Annotated in this window: 16 protein-coding genes; 10 read left to right on the top strand and 6 right to left on the bottom strand. The window is 40.9% G+C overall.

Going from position 1 to position 21635, the window contains the following annotated elements:
- The first annotated feature begins 14 nt into the window (after positions 1–14).
- From V7K15_RS13410 to V7K15_RS13380, 7 genes are all read left to right on the top strand, one after another.
- Entirely contained in the window at positions 15–1460 is a 1446-nt protein-coding gene (locus V7K15_RS13410; RefSeq protein WP_334905991.1) for an oligosaccharide flippase family protein, read from the top strand.
- Between the two features lie 65 nt (positions 1461–1525).
- Positions 1526–2629, top strand: a complete 1104-nt coding sequence (locus V7K15_RS13405) for a glycosyltransferase family 4 protein (protein ID WP_334905990.1) — start codon at positions 1526–1528, stop codon at positions 2627–2629.
- A 7-nt stretch (positions 2630–2636) separates the two neighbouring features.
- Positions 2637–3920, top strand: coding sequence for an O-antigen ligase family protein (locus V7K15_RS13400; protein ID WP_334905989.1), 1284 nt, complete (start codon positions 2637–2639; stop codon positions 3918–3920).
- Positions 3921–4094: 174 nt separating this feature from the next.
- Positions 4095–5249, top strand: a complete 1155-nt coding sequence (locus V7K15_RS13395; protein WP_334905988.1) for a glycosyltransferase family 4 protein — start codon at positions 4095–4097, stop codon at positions 5247–5249.
- Positions 5250–5312: 63 nt separating this feature from the next.
- Complete coding sequence (locus V7K15_RS13390; protein WP_334905987.1) at positions 5313–6614, top strand: UDP-glucose/GDP-mannose dehydrogenase family protein; 1302 nt, start codon at positions 5313–5315, stop codon at positions 6612–6614.
- A gap of 405 nt (positions 6615–7019) precedes the next feature.
- On the top strand, positions 7020–8210 hold the full coding sequence (locus tag V7K15_RS13385; protein WP_334905986.1) for a glycosyltransferase family 4 protein: 1191 nt from the start codon (positions 7020–7022) through the stop codon (positions 8208–8210).
- Positions 8211–8535: 325 nt separating this feature from the next.
- Positions 8536–10782: a GumC family protein gene (locus V7K15_RS13380; protein ID WP_334905985.1), complete on the top strand. Its 2247-nt coding sequence runs from the start codon at positions 8536–8538 to the stop codon at positions 10780–10782.
- 161 nt (positions 10783–10943) lie between these two features.
- Here V7K15_RS13380 and V7K15_RS13375 read toward each other — a convergent pair whose 3' ends face one another.
- The 5 genes from V7K15_RS13375 to fabI all read right to left on the bottom strand — a co-directional run bounded on the left by V7K15_RS13375 (position 10944) and on the right by fabI (position 17619).
- Positions 10944–12335 carry a right-handed parallel beta-helix repeat-containing protein gene (locus V7K15_RS13375; protein WP_334905984.1) on the bottom strand — a complete coding sequence of 464 codons (1392 nt, stop codon included), beginning with the start codon at positions 12333–12335 and terminating at the stop codon, positions 10944–10946.
- Between the two features lie 741 nt (positions 12336–13076).
- A complete protein-coding gene (locus tag V7K15_RS13370; RefSeq protein WP_334905983.1) occupies positions 13077–14546 on the bottom strand; it encodes a polysaccharide biosynthesis/export family protein in 1470 nt (489 codons plus the stop codon).
- Positions 14547–14946: 400 nt separating this feature from the next.
- Entirely contained in the window at positions 14947–15930 is a 984-nt protein-coding gene (locus V7K15_RS13365) for an ABC transporter ATP-binding protein (protein WP_334905982.1), read from the bottom strand.
- A 160-nt stretch (positions 15931–16090) separates the two neighbouring features.
- Entirely contained in the window at positions 16091–16732 is a 642-nt protein-coding gene (gene hisB, locus V7K15_RS13360) for an imidazoleglycerol-phosphate dehydratase HisB (protein ID WP_334905981.1), read from the bottom strand.
- A gap of 110 nt (positions 16733–16842) precedes the next feature.
- Entirely contained in the window at positions 16843–17619 is a 777-nt protein-coding gene (fabI, locus tag V7K15_RS13355; protein WP_334905980.1) for an enoyl-ACP reductase FabI, read from the bottom strand.
- A gap of 380 nt (positions 17620–17999) precedes the next feature.
- Here fabI and ntcA point away from each other — a divergent pair, with 380 nt between their 5' ends.
- The 3 genes from ntcA (at position 18000) to ruvX (ending at position 20880) form a co-directional block, all read left to right on the top strand.
- A complete protein-coding gene (gene ntcA, locus V7K15_RS13350) occupies positions 18000–18671 on the top strand; it encodes a global nitrogen regulator NtcA (RefSeq protein ID WP_292790746.1) in 672 nt (223 codons plus the stop codon).
- Between the two features lie 168 nt (positions 18672–18839).
- Entirely contained in the window at positions 18840–20330 is a 1491-nt protein-coding gene (locus V7K15_RS13345) for a DUF3084 domain-containing protein (RefSeq protein ID WP_334905979.1), read from the top strand.
- 94 nt (positions 20331–20424) lie between these two features.
- A complete protein-coding gene (gene ruvX, locus V7K15_RS13340; RefSeq protein WP_334905978.1) occupies positions 20425–20880 on the top strand; it encodes a Holliday junction resolvase RuvX in 456 nt (151 codons plus the stop codon).
- A 57-nt stretch (positions 20881–20937) separates the two neighbouring features.
- Here ruvX and V7K15_RS13335 read toward each other — a convergent pair whose 3' ends face one another.
- The gene (locus V7K15_RS13335; protein WP_292790756.1) at positions 20938–21201 is read right to left on the bottom strand and encodes a DUF3146 family protein; all 264 of its coding nucleotides are present in this window, start codon (positions 21199–21201) and stop codon (positions 20938–20940) included.
- Between the last annotated feature and the right edge of the window lie 434 nt (positions 21202–21635).

Here is a 21635-nt window from a genome sequence, read left to right as displayed (position 1 = left end):
ATATTTTACAGACAATGGGACAACAAAAACTATTAACAAATACTCTCTCATTGTTGGTGAATCGGTTAGTCCAAAGTCTTACAAGCTTTGTGTTAGTGGCATCTATAGCTCGTACTCTAGGAGCGTATGAATTAGGGCGATATTTACTAGCATTTAGCTACTACTATATCTTTATGGCCATTGCTTCACAGGGTCTAAAAACCTTGTTTACACGAGAACTGTCTCGCAAGCCACAAGAAATGCCTGTTTACTTGGTGAGTGGTACTTTCTTGCAAATGCTTTTAAGCATTCTTGCTTATATGGTACAGGTGATTGTGGTGTTTCTACTGCCCTATAATTCAGACACCTCAATGACCTGCTACATCATGGGATTAACAATAATTCCCTTTTCGCTTTCTAACATCACGGAGGCAATTTTTCAGGCTCAAGAGAGAATGAATTTGATTTCCATCTCTACGGTGCCAGTCTACGTTCTACGTTTACTAGTAATGCTCTGGTTTCTGCATCTTAATTATGGAGTAAATTATTTAGCTGGAATTTTAGCAATTTCCGAAACTCTAGTTTTTGTAATTGAATGGATTTTGCTTACAAGAGTAGTTAAGCCAAAATGGCAAATTAAGCAAGATTTTATATGGAACTTATTCAAGTCTGCTCGGACATTTATGCTTATTGATGCAGTAGGCATACTTAGTAGTAGAATGGGCATTTTAATTATCTCACTCTTAGGAAGTGAATTACTGGTTGGTCTTTATGGCGTGATTGGACAATTGATGCTACCGTTTACATTGGTTTGCGATAGTATATGTATGGCTGCTTTTCCTGTTATGACAAAGGCAGTAGGTTTAGGGCGGGAAAAATTGCGTCAGATTACTGAAAACGTTATTGAAATGCTTTTGTGTGTAGCACTGCCGCTTATTATTGTAATATTTTTTATTGGAAATGATTTAATAACATTAATTTACAAACAGCCTAATTTCAATCAGGTAAGTTTAGTTCTAAAGGTAAGTTCCTTATCGCTGATTACGTATCCGTTTATGCGGACATTTGTCTATCTGCTTTTAGCTAATGGATTTGAAAAATTTAACTTAGGGGAGGTTATTATTACTAATATTGTAGGACTATTATCAGGTGTAGTGTTGATTTCACAATATAAACTAATGGGTGCAGCGTTTATGCAATTAGCAATGGGTTTAACTGGTTTTAGCTTACTCACATACGCTGTGTACAGTAACTTGTTTTCCTTACGTTTATGGCGAATAACACGTCGTCCGCTGATAATTAGCGTTGCTATGGTATTGGTATTTTTCATCCTACAAAAATTTAGACTAGACTTTATATTTGTTTTGCTTATTTCAACTTGCGTTTATGGTTTGCTTGCTGGTTACTTGGTAATAAATAAATTCGGAGGAATCCGATCTGTATGGGTAAAATTATTCAGTATGAGTTCAGAAAAAATATAGAAATTGAAAAATTTATCTAGTGATCAAAGCCGGGTGAATAAATATTCCATGAAAACTTAAACTTTATGATCAAGGTTGCTTTACTATATTTTGGCTTTGAAGACTATACTATTGAATTAGCAAACAGTCTGGTTAAATATGTTGATTTAACGCTAATTCATCCGGAAAAAGTCTCAGATGTCTGTAGCAATGTTCTTGATTCTAGTATCCGCGTCATTAGCTTTAAAAAACCACGGATTCGCGATCCGCGTAACCTGTTGTCTATGTACGCCATGATGCGTATTATCAAAGACATACAGCCAGATGTTTTGCATGTGCAAGAAACTAACGATCCTTGGTACGATTGGACTTTGTTACTCAACAAGATGCCACCACTAGTGACAACCATTCACGATATATTCCGTCACCCAGGGGATAGCGTGGCTGTATTTGGTTCAGAGTATACCAGGCGTATTGCTTTCTACCGTTCCCAACAATTGATTGTCCATACTCATCAACTAAAAAAAATCCTCATTGAACAATTCCGTATACCTCAAGAGCGAGTCAATGTTTTACCGCATGGGGAACTTGGTAGTTTGTATCAGCGCCGGGGTAATCACAATAGTCAGCCTACTGATCCAAATACATTGCTATTTTTTGGACGCATCTGGCCTTATAAAGGATTGAAATATTTGCTTGAGGCTATGCCTTTAATTGCTGAACGTGTACCTGAAGTCAAGCTAATTATTGCTGGACGGGGAGAAAACATAAAACAATATTTCCCTAATGGCTATGATGAAAAACGGTATGAGATTATCAATGACTTTATTCCCCTTGAAGAAGTAGGTAATCTATTTCAACGTAGCACAGTAACAGTTCTGCCATATATCGAAGCGTCTCAAAGTGGTGTAGCAGCTTTATCTTATGGAATGGGAACGCTGGTTGTAGCTTCTGAGGTAGGGGGATTGAGTGAGATAGTTCAGCATAAAAAAGATGGGTTGTTAGTTCCACCCCGTGATGTTCGAGCTCTAGCTGATGCAATAATTTGTTTGTTAAGCGATCGCGACTTGCAACAACGCATGCAAGCTGCGGCACTAGCTCGTTGTCAGGAAGATTTAAATTGGTCAAATATTGCTGCTGAAACAGCCCAAATTTATTATAAAAAAATGAATATGCAAAATAAATATTAGTTAATTTATGAGAAAACTACTAATTTATGCGGAGCAGGGATTCACAGTTGCAGCCTTGCTAATTTATTCAGGGGCAATCTTAACTCTTCTCCTGTCAGGAGGAGCAGGACAACAGGATGCGGTAGAATATGATAGCTCCTCGATTCGGATTATTTTTTTCGTAATCTATGCAATTACCTTATTACTACTAATTTTGCGTTGGAAGAAAACTCTTTATGTCCTTGTCTTGAATAAAGATATCTTCCTTTATGCTTTACTAATGTTGCCAGCTGTTTCTATTCTTTGGTCTTTTGAACCCTCAACAACATTAAAAAATAGTTTTACCCTCATTGGTTCCAGTTTATTTGGTCTGTATTTTGTTTCGCGATACAGCTTAAAACAGCAATTCTATTTACTTGCTTGGAATTTTGGAATTATTATAGTATTGAGTTTGATTTTTGCTGTAGCCTTACCTAAATACGGGATACAGAACGACCTTGGTAAACCATTGTTGCGTGGAGTATTCACCCACAAAAACGGTTTGGGAGCAAGAATGGTAACCAGTAGTATAGTTTTTTTTCTCCTTGGTTATCAAAGTCAAAGACGTAGTTGGCTTTTCTGGGGGGGGTTTAGCTTGTCAATACTACTCTTGCTGCTTGCCGGTTCCGCTTCATCTCTAGTTAATCTATTAATTCTAATATTCGCATTTTTTACTTTTCAAATTTGGCGTTGGACATACCAGATCATGGTACCAACCCTAATAATTATGGCAATTATCAGCCAAAGTTTATATTTTTGGTTGTCTAATAACGCTAATGTCCTGTTCACTTCACTTGGTAAAGATGCGACACTGACAGGTCGAACAGACTTGTGGCCATTAGTAATCGATATGATTTGGAAACATCCTTGGCTCGGTTATGGTTATGGCGGGTTCTGGCAAGGATGGAATGGGGAATCTGCTTATATTTGGCTCAATGCTGGATGGATGCCAAGCCACCCCCACAATGGTTATTTGGCTCTTTGCCTTGATTTGGGTCTTTTAGGATTAGGGTTATTCTTCTTAGGATTTTGGCGCAGTTACCTCCAAGGATTCACTTGGGTGCGTAGTAGTAATACAGCATTAGATATTTGGCCACTTATGCATATGACATATATATTTTTAGCTAGCCTTACTGAATCTAGCTTGCTGGAATCGAATAGTTTGACTTGGATACTCTATGTGGGGGCATGTTTATCAGTGAGAATGACACATGAAAGCAAAATAAAATCATCAAACAAAAAAAGACCAATCCATAGCATAGATATTGCATAAAGGTTCTGAACCCATTGTTTTTGGGTTGGCATTTATACCATATCAAAATTGCTACAATCCATTTCTGATTAGGACAAACGAATCTTTTGAAGAAAAACCTTTCAACCCCAATAAAGCAGAAAATAATCGGATTTTGACAAGATTGGATGCAATTACTTTGGTCTTTGGAAAAAAATGGTAAATTCTGATTCTTTCGTTGATACATTAACCCAGGATAGCCCAACTTTTGAAAAAGTAGAGCCTATGTGTCAAACTAAAACTCTCAAGATTATTCTGTTAGGCCCTAGCTTACTCCAGCAGGGTGGCATTTCCAATTACGAGAAGCTTTTTTTGGAGTATGCTCCTTCTGAAGTTCACATATGTCATATTATTACTCACGAAGAAGGAGCTATAGCAATCAAAATCATGGTATTTTTGAAAGCTGTATGGAAATTTCTGTGGATGTTACTAAGGGAAGAAGTTGATATTGTTCAACTTGAAATTTCACAGCGCGGCAGTGTTTTACGACAGGCGATTATGGCACTTTTAGCTTGGGTATTTCACAAGCCGATAATTATACATGCTCACGGTAGTCAATTTCATGTTTTCTATGCTGAACTGGCAAAATCGATACAGCAATTGCTAATTTGGGTATTTTCCAAGTGTCAACGCTTAATTGTGTTATCCGAAAGTTGGAGAAGCTTCTACATAGAAAATCTTGGTCTGAAACCCGAACAAGTTGTAGTCTTTTATAATCCCGTAAAAATTCCTGCTGAAGTTCCACACCGTTCAGTATCTAAAAAAGTGAACTTACTTTTTTTAGGACGAATTGGTCAACGTAAAGGAGCATTTGATTTGATCGAAGCCTTTTCTCTTTTGCCTACTGAACATAAAAGTATATCTAGTCTGATTATGGCAGGAGATGGAGACATAGAACAAGCACGCAATTTAGTTACGACTTTAAATCTAGAAGATTATATTAAATTGCCTGGTTGGATAGGGTCACATGAACGTGATATTCTTTTAACTGAAGCAGATGTTTTTGTGTTGCCCTCTTACAATGAAGGTCTTCCATTAGCAATGCTGGAAGCAATGGCTTGGGAGTTACCAGTCATAGTTACAGCAGTAGGAGGTATACCTGAAATAGTTACTCAATCTGAAAATGGATTAATCGTTAATCCAGGTAATATTAACCAGTTATCAGATGCTATTAAGTCTTTGATTGAAAATGAGCCTTTGAGGCTTTCTCTAGGAATGAAGGCAAGAACAAGTGTTTTTCCTCTAGATATAAAAAAACATTGGGTTTATTTTATCGATTTATATCGCTCAGTATTAAATTTAAGCTGCTAGATGAAGAGCGCCTTATAGGCTTGATTGTTTTGTCCTTGATGAAAGAATAACAACTGGATAGATATGAAAATTAGCATTTTTGGTCTGGGATATGTCGGTGTCGTAACAGCAGCTTGTTTGGCACGAGATGGGCACGAAGTAATTGGCGTAGATGTAAATCCCCAAAAAGTGGATTTGATTGCCAAGGGAGAGTCGCCCATTGTAGAGCCAGGGCTGAGTCAGTTGCTGGTTGACGGAGTAGCAGCTAAATTAATCAGAGCTACTACAGATGCGGAAGCAGCGGTGCTAGCATCAGATATTTCGCTGATTAGCGTCGGGACACCTCCAATCGAGAGGGGAGAACCCGATCTTACCTACGTTTGGAATGTGTGCAAGCAGATTGGCAAAGCCGCCATCCATAAGAATGAAAGCCATGTAGTTGTGTTACGTAGCACTGTCCCCCCAGGAACATTGGAAAAGTGTCAAAATCTGCTAGATAGTCTCATAGGTGATCATTCTATTCATCTAGCATTTAACCCAGAGTTTTTACGCGAAGGTTCGGCTATCAAAGATTACGATCAACCACCTTACACGATTATTGGTACTGAATCTCCTGTGGCAGAAGCAGCAGTACGGCACATGTATGCCACAGTAGATGCACCGTTCACCGTAGTTAAACCATCTGTAGCAGAAATGGTTAAATATGTGGCCAATTGCTGGCACGCTGCCAAGGTGGGGTTTGCTAATGAAATCGGACGGGTCGCCAAAGCCTTTGGCGTAGATGGGCGGGAAGTAATGAATATCATTGTACAAGACACGAAATTAAATATTTCCCCTGTTTACATGCGTCCTGGATTTGCCTACGGAGGTTCCTGTCTGCCCAAAGATTTGGGTGCTTTGCTTTACTATGCACGGAACATGGATGTACCAGTTCCCCTACTAAACGCCCTTCCGACTACTAATAGCCTCCAAGTTGATTTGGCCGCCGAGCAGGTATTACGCCTTGGGGCAAGGAAGATTGCTATTTTAGGATTGGCATTCAAACCAGGTACAGATGACTTGAGAGAAAGTCCAGCAGTGCTGCTAGTTAAGCGATTGATTGGGGAAGGCTGCCAGATAAAAATTTATGATCAAGCCGTCTATGAAGCTCGGTTAATGGGAACGAATCTGACCTATATCCAAAATAACCTCCCTCATTTTGAGGATTTGCTAGTTGGAGAACCTCAACAAGCTCTGGAGAATGCAGAATTAGTAATAGTTACCCATGCTAGTCCAGAGTTTCGCCAGATATTAGGGGAAGCGCTCAAAGAAATACAAATTTTGGATCTGGCAAGTGTGTTTCCTGAACCGATTAAGGACTTAAATTATTGTGGTATTGCTTGGTAAGCAAAGGACTGATAATGAAATAAATAACTTAAGCATTTTCTGGATATGTACCTACCCTTTGCTTTGCTCAAGTAGTGGTACATCCAGAAAATTATCACTAGAACTTGATATCTGGCTCATTCAATTTCTCACTTTAGATAAGTACACAACCTTTGATAATTTTCCGTGTAGTAATAAATAGTCCAACTCTTTTTAGGAGTTAATTATGAGTTTTAAAAATTATCTAATAACTCTCTGCCCTCCAAAATTTAGTCTGCCAATTCTTTTTTGTTTTAAGCAGCTTAGAAGGTCGCTTGATTTGGTAGATGATACTAAAGCAATATTTAGTCATAAAAATAGAGGGAAAGTTAATAAGTTTATTTTTAAACCTAGCAAAATTAACTAAAAAATGAAAAGCCAATTGAAATGTCCAAGAAAGTAGTAATAATTGTAGAAAACCTGCCCGTTCCCTTTGATCGGCGCGTATGGATGGAAGCCACCACCCTGATAAAAGCGGGGTATGAAGTTTCGGTGATTTGTCCCAAAGGTAAAGGGTTTGAGCAAGAATACGAGGTAATCGATCAGGTTCACATTTATCGCCACCCAATGCCACCTGATATTAGTTCGGTTTCAGGTTATCTACGGGAATATGGTACTGCGCTTTTTTGGGAGTTTCGCCTTGCTCATCGGGTGTGGCGAGAGCGAGGGTTTGATATCGTCCACGTTTGCAATCCTCCAGATTTAATGTTTTTGGTGGCGGGATGGTTCAAGTTGTTCAAAGGTGTAAGAGTCATATTTGACCACCATGATATCAATCTGGAGATGTACGAAGCTAAGTATGGACGACGAGACATCTTCTACTATGGACTCTCCTTGGTTGAACGATTGACCTTTGCGACAGCAGACGTAGTTATTTCAACTAATGAGTCTTACCTCTCGGTAGCACTTACCCGTGGACGCAAAAGTCCAGAGGATGTCTTTGTTGTTCGCAGTGGTCCGGATCTTTCCCGCTTTCAACCGGTACCGCCTAACCCAGTCTACCGTCGAAGTCGGAAGTATTTGGTAGGATATGTTGGTGTTATGGGAGAACCGGAGGGAATCGATTACCTGCTACAATCAGTTCGCTACATTGTCTATGAAAAAAAACGCCAGGATATTCAGTTTATGCTCATCGGTAGTGGACCGATGTTTGAAAAGCTTCAGGCACTATCTGAAGAGTTAGAAGTTAAGGAGTTTGTAGAATTTACCGGGCGTATTCCTGATAATGAACTTTTGGCACGACTTTCTAGCTGTGATGTATGTGCTAATCCCGATAAAAAAATGCCCTACAATGATCGTTCTACTATGAACAAGATCATGGAGTACATGGCAATGGGAAAACCCATTGTTCAGTTTGACCTTTTGGAAGGAAGGCGATCGGCAGAGGGAGCATCTGTTTATGCCAAAGGCAATGACGTGGTGGATTTTGCCGAGAACATTCTTGAACTTCTGGAGGACACCGAGCGGCGACAAAAGATGGGAGAGCTAGGTAGAAAAAGAATGGAGGAGAAACTAGAGTGGCGACATCAAGTACCTAAGCTGTTAGAGGCTTATAAGAAAGTTTGGCAACCTAAATAGCAACATCGACGAATTTATGAGGATAAAGCCAATGAAGATTCAAGGTTTCACCCTACTTTGATCAAAGAGGGTTAATTGAAGCAAAAATTAGCATTAACTCATATCAGATGTGCTTTGAATAATGCTCCGCGACTCTCCTAAGTATTGGCTCTTACATTGATGAAACCAAAGCCTGTAGATGATTTCAGGTTTTTTAATTTAAATAGCCTATACTATATGTCATATTGTAAAATAGTACCACTATTAATTAATAGGTGTGCTTTGTAGCTACTCTGAGTAGATCAATATTGAGTTTATCGTTTAAGACCTGTACTTTGGAAGATTTATGTCAGACAAATCTATGGAATCTAGAGAATCTATTGATTTAGACCTTAGTCGTTACTTATTGATATTGAAACGATGGTGGCTACCTGCTACTGCGATATTTGTAGCTACAGTTATGCTCAGTGCTATAGCTACACAATTTATGAAGCCATCCTATGAAGCAGAAGGAAAACTGTTATTTAAAATTCCCTCTTTTAAAGTAGCAGGAAGTAATCTTTCGCCTGGTTCCTCTGAAGGAGGGGACTCAGGAGATTTGAAACCCTTGGTAGCAACTCAAAATCCTATAAGCAGTCAGATAGAAGTTATTTCTTCTCCTACTTTTTTGCAGCGGACAATAGACAAACTACAACTCAAAGACAAGGAAGGTGAACCTCTAGAAGTAGAAGCGCTACTAAAAGCCCTGAACCTAAAAATTGTTGGTGGGACAGATGTATTGCGAATTAGCTATAGCAGCCATGACCCCCAAGAAGCAGCGGCAGTGGTCAATACAATTATGAATTCTTATTTAGATAATGATATTACGACAAATCGCTCTGAGGCAGGAGCAACTCGTCAATTTATGGCCAAGCAGCTTCCTAAAACTCAAGCCGCTGTTGATAATGCAGAAGTAGCGCTACGTATATTTAAACAAAAGCATCAGATTGCAGATTTATCAGCGGAAACCCAGTCAGCCGTTGCGACTATTGGAAATCTAGACAATGAGATGAATACTGTTAAGGCTCAATTGGATGAGGTAAACGCCCAAACCAATCAACTGCGCCAGAAAGTAGAGCTAAATTCTCAAGAAGCGATCGCTGTGAGTGCCCTGAGTCAGTCACCTGCAGTACAGGGAGTTCTTACACAACTTCAAGAGACTGACCGGCAGTTAGCGATTGAGCGCAGCCGTTTCTTAGATGACAACCCCGTAGTTGTTAACCTAGAAGCAAAAAAAGCTAGTTTAAAATCTCTCCTGCAACAGGAAGTTGGTCAGACTGTTGGAAATCAAACACAAGTTCCCCAGAGCCAATTGCAGATTGGACAACTCAGACAAAGTCTTATCCAAAGTTTTCTCCAGTCAGAAATACAGCGCTTTGGCTTAACTAAAAGACTCTCCTCTCTATATAATTCCCGTTCTAACTACGAACAGCGCGTGAAACTCATACCCCAGTTGGCACAAAATCAGCGGGAGTTAGAACGGAAAGTTGCAGTCGCAGATTCGACCTATCAAACTCTATTGAAAAAGGTTCAAGAATTACAGTTAGTTGAGAATACAAATGCAGCTGCTTCCCGGATTATTTCTCAGGCTTTAGTGCCCAAAAAACAAGTAATAATCAAAAAAATAATTCTTTTGGTGCTAGGAGTGATGTTCGGTTTATTCTTTGCCACCACAACTGTACTCTTCCTAGCGATGAGAGATAGATCTCTAAAAACACTTAAAGAAGTTAGAGATGTATTTGGATATACTTTGCTGGGAATTGTTCCTTTGTCTGTTAAAAAGGTTCGCTCCCGTTATTCAAATGCAGAATTAACAGACCAAACAATTGCCGTCAGAGATACTCCCTACTCTTTAACGAGCGAAATGTATCGAATGATTCAAGCCAATCTGAAATTCTTGAGTTCAGATAAAGTGCTTAAAACTATCGTGGTAACTAGCGCAGTTCCTAAAGAAGGCAAGTCTACAGTTTCAGCTAATTTGGCGGCTGCGATCGCTCAATTAGGACGTAAAGTTTTATTAGTTGATGCAGATATGCGAATTCCTTCTCAGCATCATCTCTGGCAACTAACCAATGCAGTTGGTTTGAGTGAGGTTCTTGTAGGTCAGGCTGAATTTGACATTGCTGTATCTAAGGTAATGGATAACCTTGATGTTTTAACTGCTGGAGTTAGACCTCCCAACCCACTTGCTTTGCTTGACTCAAAACGGATGGCATCACTAATTGAAAATTTCTCATCTCAATATAACTATGATTTTGTCATTATTGATGCTCCTCCCCTGCTTTTGGCAGCCGATGCTTTGACTTTAAGCCAAATGACTGATGGGATTTTGTTAGTAGCTCGACCTGGGGTAATTGATTCTAACAGTGCATCTGCTGCTGAAGAAATGCTAGAGAGATCCAGTCACAATGTCTTAGGTTTAGTTGTGAATGGTATCATTGATAAAAATGAATCTAGTAGTTATTTCAACCATGCTAAAGAATACTTTACTGATCAAGATTTGACAAAACAGGTTAAGCAACAAAAACGTATTCCAGACAAAACCTCTGTATAAACTAGGATTTTGTCTCATAAGTGAACTGAACACCATAACTGGTATATCATGTTTAATTAGCCACAAAATAATAAGCTTGCCTTTGCAAGCTTATTATTTTGTATAAGCGTAGACTTCAGTCTGACGCAACTATGGGCAGATAGCAGGACATGATATTAAGATTACTGATCTTCGTATGCTCCAATATCAGATCTACTACCAGCACGACGAGGTTTACCTGCATAATCAGTTTTCACATCTTTCCAATTGTAACCCATATTGATTGCCGGACTCGTTCCTTTGATTCTAAAGTCAGCAATTGAGGGATTCATTAACTGTGGGTCTGCAATAATATCGTGAGGTCCCATCACAGCAATCACGACACCTTTGCTGTAAAGATTGTAGTCATAGGTGACGTTGATATTCTTCATATTGCTGTTCGCATTTTGACCAGGGGGAGCATAGATAATGTTATTGAAAATCTTGACATCAGATGAATAACCAGCATATATTTGCCCTTTTTTTCTAAGGTTTGAACTTTGCGCGTTCTCATATGCCGTGTTGTTGACAATATCCACATGCTCACTACTATGGGCATGAATCCCCGAACCGCCATTCTTGTAGCTGATATTGTTTGCAATTAAAGTTCGTCCTCGATATGCACCATTTTTCGCAAGTTTTGAAACATCGACAATAATGCCATTACCGTCTGAGATTGTTCCGGATTCAAGCCAGGGAATGTACATGCGATTTTTGTAGACCTTGTTATTGGTCACGAACATCTTGTATCCCCGTTTGCCGTCAGAATTCCAACTCTTTGAAATGCTAATGCCACTGGGACCAAAGACACTATACCAGGCATTATTATACACAGTGTTATTGTCCACCTTCACATAATCAGCCTCCCTTGTTCCGATACCTCCTCCTCCACAGTCATGCACTATGTTGTTCAGAATATTTATGTGAGAAAGATGACCATCGACTCCATCAACGGTTATGCCACTTCCGTTTGTACGCCGATTTGATTTGTTCCACTTCTGACTTAATGCATAACCAAGGGTTATATTAGCATTGTTCCCTATGATCTCTAGCCCGTTAATCTCGATATATGAAGCTCCATTTGACAACTTGATACCATTCCATGTATCGTGCTTAATTTTTGGGAAATGCCCAGGATATGCTTTATATTTAATCCATGCTTTTGCATTTCCAGAACGTTGAATATTTACTACACTCCCAGCATTGGGTGGATTTCTGTATACTCCGTTCATAATCAATACTGTGTCGCCAGGGTCAGTCAGATCTGCTGCCCTTTGAATTGTCCTAAAGGCGGATGAGGTAGTGAGTCCGCTATTTCTGTCGTTTCCAGTACCACTAACATAATATGTTGTCGCAGTTGTAACCCTACTGATCAGCTTGCGGCTAGGTAGTGGCATTTGCTGAACAGTGGATGACTGACGAACATCTTTAACTAAAGACTCTGTTATTCTCTCTCCTTGAACCAGACCTGTTAATGCCCAGGGAAGTACAAGAGATGCGCTCAAACTGAGAAAACCTAAACCATGAATCATCATAGGGAAAAAATAGGGTATGTTGCAAAAACTGAATCGTCAACGGTCAGTAGCTCTAGCCTTAGTCAGTAACTCAGTATTGGATACGGTCGGGTAAGAGGTGTGTATGAATTTATACACAACTATTGAGGTTTACATCTGGGCATTTTCACCTAAATATGGCTAAAATGCGTTTTTAGCTTGTCTTCTAAAAAACAGTGGCTATCTGGTAATAGTACTGAATAAAAATTACCAGTATCCAGAGTTACCCATCAATGGACACCAAGTAACCGTACAAATGGTGTCATTTCCAATTCGACATCATTCTACTGTGTATACGCGGGATCTGTGGTTAAGATAGTATATCTGTTATGAATCAGTTAATTTACTTAAAGAATTCTTATGATAATAAGAAGCAAAAAGAAGGCAGAGACTAGCATTTATCGCCTCTGCCTTCTAAAATCTTCTCATTATCATCATAAATTCGAGTACTTGCAACAAAGTTTGCAAAAGCCTATCAATGCAGATTAAGAATTTTCAGTGAGAGTTTTAGAGTCTACAGTATTTATCAATGAGTAATATTATTTAAGATTTTTATCATAATGGCGGATAGAAAATATAATTCTGGAGGAAGCGATGCCTTCTGATGCGTCCGCTACGCATAGCTTGCTTCCCATTTGCTCATTGACCTTTGATTTAAGAATAGTGCAATTTGAGGGACGAAGAGGGTTGAACAACGCCCCCAATTTACATCTATCTCTTAAATTAGAGTCCGAATAAGTTTAGAAGATTCAAGACAATACCTAGAGGTCCAGTTACAGTACTTACGGTATCACCAAAACTAGCTGCACCAGATCGGTTGACTACTACAACGTCATTATTGCGGAGTATAGGATTAGTTTGCTCATTAATCCCAGCGGAGAAATCCACTTTTACTATACGTTTAGTGACAGAACCATTCGGGTTGAGGCGAATCAAATCAACAGCCTTACTACTAGCTCTGGCATCATTAAATCCGCCAGCAGCGAGTATAGCTTGATTTAAAGAGCTATTCGGTTGAACGTCTGTTAACCCTGGTTTTTTAACTTCGCCTACCACACCAACTTGAATGCGTGTAGGAGAGAAAGTAGTGGTAGCTAATTGCGTAGCTTCTGCAGGGTTGATTTCAGTTGCTGTCGGAATAACAATCGTATCTCCGTCTTGCACGATGATGTCTTGATTGGCATCACCACTCTGTAATAGTTGCCAAAGATTAATATCTATAGCTTGTTCTGAGCCAGTTCTTGTCGGTCGGCGTAGCTTGAGATTACGAACATCAGCCTGTGCTGTAATTCCCCCAGCTAGTTGAATTACCCGCGTTACATTTGGTAGACCAGTGGGACTGGCAGCGCCACTGTTAGGGGTTGCGCCCCCCTGAGCATCTGTGTTACCGGTGGTGACAAGATATGAACCGGGACGGTTAACTTCACCAATAATTGTGACTGTGCGGGGTGTGGTTTGGCTGGCGGCAAAGTTAGCTGCAAATATATTGCGCGATTCTGCTACGTTGAAGTTGGTTGCTGTTGGCACAACTATGGTGTCTCCATCCCGCAAGGTAATATCCTGTGTTAATCTGCCTGTTTGGATGAGTTCCTTCAAATTGACGGTGACGGCTTGCTCTGAAGAACGTCCTATTTTACGCCGTAATTGAACTTGAGTTACATCCGCAGCCAGGGTTACACCCTGCGCTGTTGTCAATGCGGCCAATATAGTCGGATATTGTACACCTGGATTGTTCCCTGCGCCTCCACTCAAGCTCAGAGTGTAAGCTCCTGGACGTGTCACCTCTCCGGCAACGAAAATATTGATGGGACGAGGCGATAACAAATTGACTGAGATTAAGGGACGTTTGAGGAAGCGAGAATATCTTCTAGCAATTTCATCAGAAGCCTGTTCAGCTGTTAGCCCGAGGACTGACACACTGCCAATTAAAGGCAGGTTTATAGCTCCACCTGGCGGAATTTGGTATTCACCTGTATATTCGGGGACTTCAAATACATTTACACGGATGAGATCCCCGCCTCCTAATGAATAATTAGTATCTAATTGTGTTGGTGTGCTTGGTGTTTGTGTAGTTGGTGGTAATGGTTGTCCCTGAGCTAGACTGACACATGGCACAGCGACATTGACAGCACTTAACAAAGCCACACCCACAACTGGCTGAGTTAGGAATTTAAACAAACTTGTGTTAAGCATATTTACCTGAGACTCTGAAACTACGATCAATAAAGTACTGTCTAAACATTTTTATTTTGACTATACCTAAGTATTCAAGTTCCCTGACACTCTTATTTTCCTCGAAAAGTGTGATTTTCCGGAGGAAATTTGTTTATTGAATTTGAACTTTTAGTGAAGTTCACTTAAAGTTAACGCTGCGGAATTAGAGCAATTATCAAAAAATATTGGATTTACCCAACTAAACGCAGTTTATACAATAAATTGTCTATTAACCAATAAATACAAATAACCTTAAAAAGAGATCGGAATTTGCTTTTATGTGGGTTGGCTTGAGAAAGATCAACTCAAAAAGGCAGGGTTTTTGGGTTTTGTTCCTCAAATTAACCCAAAATTTCCTATTTGGCAAGAAGCAAGAAGACTAATTCAGTGAGTTATTTTTTCTTTGGATTTGTTGAATAAAAAATTCTTCTAGGGAGCGACGCGACAAATTTATGGCAATAATTTTACCATCCATGAGCCGAAGACTGGCGAGGAAATCATAGTAATCATCTTGTAGTGTACCTTCCCAGGAACTATCAGGCTCAAATCTGAGAGTGGGTATCCATTTTTTGAGAATTTCCCAGTCACCACCTCGACCTTTGACGTGATATGTGTTTTCACCGCCTAAGAGTTCATTCAGGGAACCAGAGCAAATTAGTTCACCTTGAGCGAGGATGGCAATGCGATCGCAAATCTGTTCTACTTCACTAAGAATGTGGCTATTGAAAAAAATCGTCTTACCAGCTGCTTTTAGCGCCAGAATAATTTCCCGCATTTGGTAGCGTCCCACCGGATCAAGACCAGACATCGGTTCATCCAGAAAAACTAAATCTGGCTCGTTAATTAGCGCCTGTGCCATACCAACACGCTGTAGCATTCCTTTAGAATAGCGGCGCAGGAGCTTTTTTTTGGCATCGGTTTGGGATAAACCCACTAATTCTAGCAGTTGGGGAATGCGTTGGCGTTGTACCCTGTTGGGAATTTGAAATAGCCCAGCAGCTAGCTGCAAAAATTCCCAGCCGGTGAGATAGTCATACAAATAGGGATTTTCGGGCAGATAGCCGATATGTTGCTTAACACTGCGATCGCCTATGGGTTTACCCAATAATAATCCCCGTCCAGAGGTCGGACGAATAATTCCCAGCAACAATTTTAAAAGAGTGGTTTTACCCGCACCATTTGGCCCCAGCAACCCAAAGGTTTCGCCTTTGTAAACTGTTAAAGAACAGTTTTTCAGAGATACGACTTTTTGATTTAGCCAAAAACCAGTGCGATAGACTTTTCGCAACTCAGAAGTTAGGACTACTGGCGGAGTGTCAGTCGGATTAAGTTGAGAATTAGGGTCATCTGCAACAGACTTCATCTCGGTTCAACTACCATTTTCCAGCTTGGTATTAATTACAAGTTACCCGGTAGCCTGATAATAACCATCACTACCCGGTGTGTCAATTATCTCAAGCTGGGGAGTTAGGAGTTAGGAGTTAGGAGTTTTTTCTTCCCCTGCTTCCCCTGCTGTTTGCCTTCTACAAGACGCCCTTAGAACTGGGAATCACGCCAGCACGGCGGGGGTCGATTTCCACCGCCAGCCGCGTTGCTCTCGCAAACGCCTTAAATGTTGCTTCAATAATGTGATGGGAATTAATGCCATCCAGTTGCCGAATGTGCAGTGTCATTTGGCTATGGTTCACGAGTGCCACAAAGAATTCTCGCACTAACTGGGTGTCATAGGTTCCTACCCGTTGAGTCGGAATTTGCAAGCCGTAGCTGAGGTGAGGACGTCCCGAAAAGTCTAGCGCTACCTGAACTAAGGCTTCATCCAGTGGTGCAAGAAAATTACCAAAGCGGACAATGCCTTTTCTGTCGCCTAGTGCTTGGTTCAAAGCTTGCCCTAAGGTAATGCCTACATCTTCGTTGGTGTGATGGTCATCAATTTCCCAGTCTCCCTTGGCTTGGACATCTATATCAATCAGTCCGTGGGAGGCAATTTGATGCAACATATGATTCAAAAACGGAACACCTGTTGCTGCTGTGCAATTTCCTCTACCATCCAGGTTGATGGTAACTTGCACATCGGTTTCACCTGTGGTGCGGTGAACAGTGGCAATCCGAGGGGTTTTAGTTGACTGATCGTAGTTTGAATTAATTTGGCGATTGGTTGTTTGCATGGGGAGTGGGAAGAGTTAGGAGTTAGGAGTTATCAGTTAGGAGTTATCAGTTATAAATTTTTAACTCTTAACTCCTCACTTTCTTACTCCTAACTCCTAACTTTATCGCGTCACATTCCCATAATTTCATATCCTGCATCTACATACAGAATTTGTCCGGTAATGCCACTGGACAAATCACTACACAAGAAAGCCGCAGCATTGCCCACTTCTAGCTGAGTGACGGTGCGTCGTAGGGGAGCTACTTGTTCTACATGATGAATCATATCCAAAATCCCACCCACTGCTGAAGATGCCAAGGTGCGGATGGGGCCTGCGGAAATGGCATTGACGCGGATATTTTGTGGCCCTAGTTCGGCGGCCAAGTAACGCACACTTATTTCTAACCCGGCTTTGGCAACTCCCATGACGTTATAGTTGGGGATTGCCTTGACACCGCCTAAATATGTCAGGGTGACGATACTACCTCCCTCTGTCATCAAAGGTTTCGCTGCACCACTTAACTGCACCAGCGAGTAGGTACTGATTTCTAAGGCGGTGTTGAAGCCAGAACGAGAGGTTTGGCTAAAATCTCCAGTTAAATCGTCTTTGCTAGCAAAGGCCAAACAATGGATCAGGATATCTAGCTTCCCCCACTGTTCACGGATTGTCTCAAAGGTAGATTTAATTTGTTCGTCATTTTGGACATTACAGGGAAGAAATAAGCTGGGGTTGAGGGGTTCTACCAATTCCGCAACTTTTTTCTCCATTTTGCCGCGTTCATCCGGTAGGTAGGTAATACCCAGGTTTGCTCCGGCTTTGTGCAGCTGTTGGGCGATGCCCCAGGCGATCGAGCGGTTATTGGCAATACCTGTAACAAGGGCATTTTTTCCAGTCAGATTTAGCATAGAAATTGTTAGTGCGATCGATCATTAGGAGCATACTAGAATCTGAGGCACGTTTTGTCTTTGTTTTACACAGGATTTGCAAAAATGAATATTGGTAAGGGTGTTTAGTATGACAAAATTCTTGATTTTTCCTAAAGATTTTATCAATTTATCTTTATTTGTTCTTCAAAAAACCCTTTTGAATACAGCTATTGTAACTACTTATCAACAATTAGTAGCTGAAAGGATCAACAATTATGTATCATTATAAACAAAGAGTTATGAAGATATTAATTTGAGTATAGGAAAGTACAGAAAGGTTGACGGTGCTTTATTCATTTTTCAGGTGTATTCTTAGGTAATCAGTTTTTGTTTTTCCGGCATTGGGTAGGGGAAGGGAGATGATCGTGACACAAGATAAAGCCCTAGCAAATGTTTTTCGTCAGATGGCGACCGGGGCGTTTCCGCCAGTTGTGGAAACGTTTGAACGCAATAAAACGATCTTTTTTCCTGGCGATCCTGCCGAACGAGTTTATTTTCTTTTGAAAGGTGCTGTTAAACTTTCCAGGGTGTATGAGGCAGGAGAGGAAATAACGGTAGCGTTGCTGCGGGAAAATAGTGTTTTTGGTGTATTGTCATTGCTGACAGGAAATAAGTCGGATCGGTTTTACCATGCGGTTGCATTTACGCCTGTGGAATTACTGTCAGCGCCAATTGAACAGGTGGAGCTAGCACTCAAGGAAAATCCAGAATTATCAATGTTAATGCTGCGAGGTCTGTCTTCGCGCATTTTACAAACGGAGATGATGATTGAAACTCTCGCTCACCGAGATATGGGTTCTAGGTTGGTGAGTTTTTTGTTAATTCTTTGTCGGGATTTTGGGGTTCCTTGTGCAGATGGAATCACTATTGATCTGAAATTATCTCATCAAGCGATCGCTGAGGCAATTGGTTCAACTCGTGTTACTGTTACCAGGCTACTAGGAGATTTGCGGGAAAAAAATATGATTTCTATCCACAAAAAGAAGATTACTGTGCATAAACCTGTTACTTTAAGTAGGCAGTTCACATAAAAGCAATTGGAGAAAGGGGAGTCGGCCTGTGTTGTGTTTTGAAAGATGACACTAATAGCTAGAGGTAAATCTAAAATTGAATAATTTCAGCTATTGTCAATTTCCACTTCTCCACAGACAATGCTTAAAAGTAGTAGGCTGTATCTGGAAGGATTTCGGTAGCTAAAGATGACCACCGGATACATCCTCATCGCAGCAATTTTAATTCTGGGAGGCGTGATAGCAACCGTGGGCGATCGCATCGGCACACGAGTTGGCAAAGCCCGCCTCTCACTTTTTAATCTTCGTCCGAAAAATACTGCTGTACTGGTGACTATTTTTACGGGTGGTTTGATTTCTGCATCAACTTTAGGGATTTTATTCGCTGCTGACGAAGGCTTGCGAAAGGGAGTCTTTGAGTTAGAGGATATTCAAACAGACCTCAGACAGAAGCGGGAACAGCTAAAAACCGCAGAAACTCAGAAAAGTCAGGTAGAGGGTGAGCTAAATCTTGCAAGAATTGCCCAAGCAAAAGCCCAACAAGACTTGCAGGTAATCAATCAATTTTTACAGGCGGCGAATGCCAAACAACTCCAAACACAAGCTCAGTTGAACCGTACCATTAGTCAACAAGCCCAAACTCAAACTCAACTCCAAGGCACTCAAGGGCAGCTAGATCAGGTTGTAACTCAGTACCAAAAAGCCATAGCTGAGTTGCAAAGCGTTTACAATCAGAGAAAGCAGCTACAAGCGGCAGTTGAGCTACTAAAGACAGAACGTCAACGACTGTATGCTGAAGCTAAAAAAGCGATTGACGATGCCAAAACAGCTATTGAAAAACGCGATCGCGAACTTGCTAACCGTCAAGAAGCTATAGAAGTACGCGATCAAAAAATTGCCCAACTCGATCAACTAATTCAAAAGCGTAATCTCGAAGTTGCAACGCGAGAGCAAGTGATTGTCACACGGGAATCGCGCCTCAAAGAATTGGAAGGACAGCAGGAACAACTAGAACTGGAAGTTGCAAGGCTGGAAAAATATTATCAATCTTACCGCGACCTGCGTCTGGGTAAGCTAGCCTTAGTTCGCGGCCAAGTTCTGTCTGCTGGTGTAGTTCGTGTTACCCAACCTGGTGCTTCTCGTCAGGCAGTCGTACAGCTTTTACAAGAAGCCAATCGCAACGCCAACCTCGAATTAAGTGAGCCTGGTGGAAATCTGGCAAATGTAGAGCTACTGCGCGTGACCCAGGATAGAATTGAGCAATTGAGCAAGCAGATTGCCGATGGTCAAGAATACGTGGTGCGAATTTTCTCGGCTGGTAATTACGTTAGGGGAGAAAAGCAGATAGAATTTTTCGCCGATACAGCGCGGAATCAATTGGTTTTTTCGGGAGGCGCAGTGCTGGCCACAACTACTACCGATTCCAAAACCATGACATCCTATCAGTTACAGCAACGGCTAGAAATACTGATTTCTGCTTCCCAATTTCGTGCCCGTAATGCTGGAATTGTCGAAAATGTGCAAGTAGAGGGGACTTTTCTGCGTTTTATCACCCAATTAAGACAGTATAATCAACCATTGGAGATCAAAGCGATCGCAGCCGAGGACACTTATACAGCCGGGCCATTGAGAGTAAAATTAGTGGCAATAGTCAACGGACAAATTATATTTAGTACTTAAAAAATTATTTGTACACTAAGATTTAAACATATTTGAACAGCAGCTAAAGTGCTTACTTTAATTGCATTTCTTAATTTTGAATTTTGAATTTATTATGAATTCCCGTGAATTTTCACCAAGGCAACCAGTGATTTTGGGGTTTGATCCAGGTCGAGATAAATGTGGTTTAGCGGTGATGGGACTAGATCGGCAACTATATTATCATCAGGTTGTGCTAGCAAAAGAGGCGATCGCTACCATTGAGACACTACGTCAAAAGTTTCCCATTTCTTTGATGGTCATGGGCGACCAAACTACAGCCAAGCAGTGGAGACAGCAATTATATCAGGAATTGAGAGAACCTTTGAGTATTATTTTAGTGGATGAACGTTACACAACCTTAGAAGCCCGCGATCGCTATTGGCAAATGTACCCACCCAAAGGGCTAACAAAGCTATTGCCAAAGGGTATGCGACAGCCACCACGACCCATAGATGACATTGTTGCCATCCTCTTGATTGAAAGATACTTAAATCGCCTCACTGCTGATTCAGTGAGAAGTGAAGAGTGAGCAGTAAAGAGTTAGGAATTAATATCTTCACAACTCCTAACTCCTAACTCCTAATTTTTAAAGTTCCGCCCGAATCGTAAAAGCATAGTCTCCTCCAGGCTCTAGCTGGTAATCTTGTTGCTCCAAGAATCGACCGAGGGGTTCTTTGATTAAGGCGCGGCCTTGGGAAGGCTTGACGGCAAGTTCTCCCCGGCGAAAATGCCACTGGAAATGCCACTCAAACTCACCCGCATTCACTTCGCCTTCAAGGAAGCCATGTTGCCAGGATTGGCGGGTAATTCTGACACGGGCAATAGTTTCTGGTAGACGTTTTGCACTCACAATGCTTTATGTCAAGTGGGGAATAACAGCCGATCATCTAGGCTACTTACTTTATCTACTAAACATAGCTTAATTAGACAAACCGACAAAGTGGGTATTTGTAGTTTACAAGGTTGTGTTAATAAGCAAAACGACTCCAGTATCCTGAAGTCGCGGCTATAACCTAATAAAGTTTCTTTGAGAGGATGTTTGAAAAGTCATGATTGATGTATCAAATGTTATTACCCCACCCTAACCCTCCCCTTATAAAGGGGAGGGAACCGGATTTTTTTATTGTTTCCCCCCAATATATCGGGGGGATTAAGGGGGGTAATAATTCGATTAAAAGCACAACAAACCACTTTTCAAACATCCTCTAAGCTCGACTTTATCCATTTTTTGGCAACGCTTTAGCTGACGCTGAAAGCTTTGTATGACCGTAGTTTTACTTTTTA

This window comes from Nostoc sp. (assembly GCF_036919815.1).
In the GTDB taxonomy this organism is placed as follows: Bacteria; Cyanobacteriota; Cyanobacteriia; order Cyanobacteriales; family Nostocaceae; genus Nostoc.
Note: the sequence above shows the minus strand (reverse complement) of the source record. Positions and strands in the feature narration are given on the sequence as shown.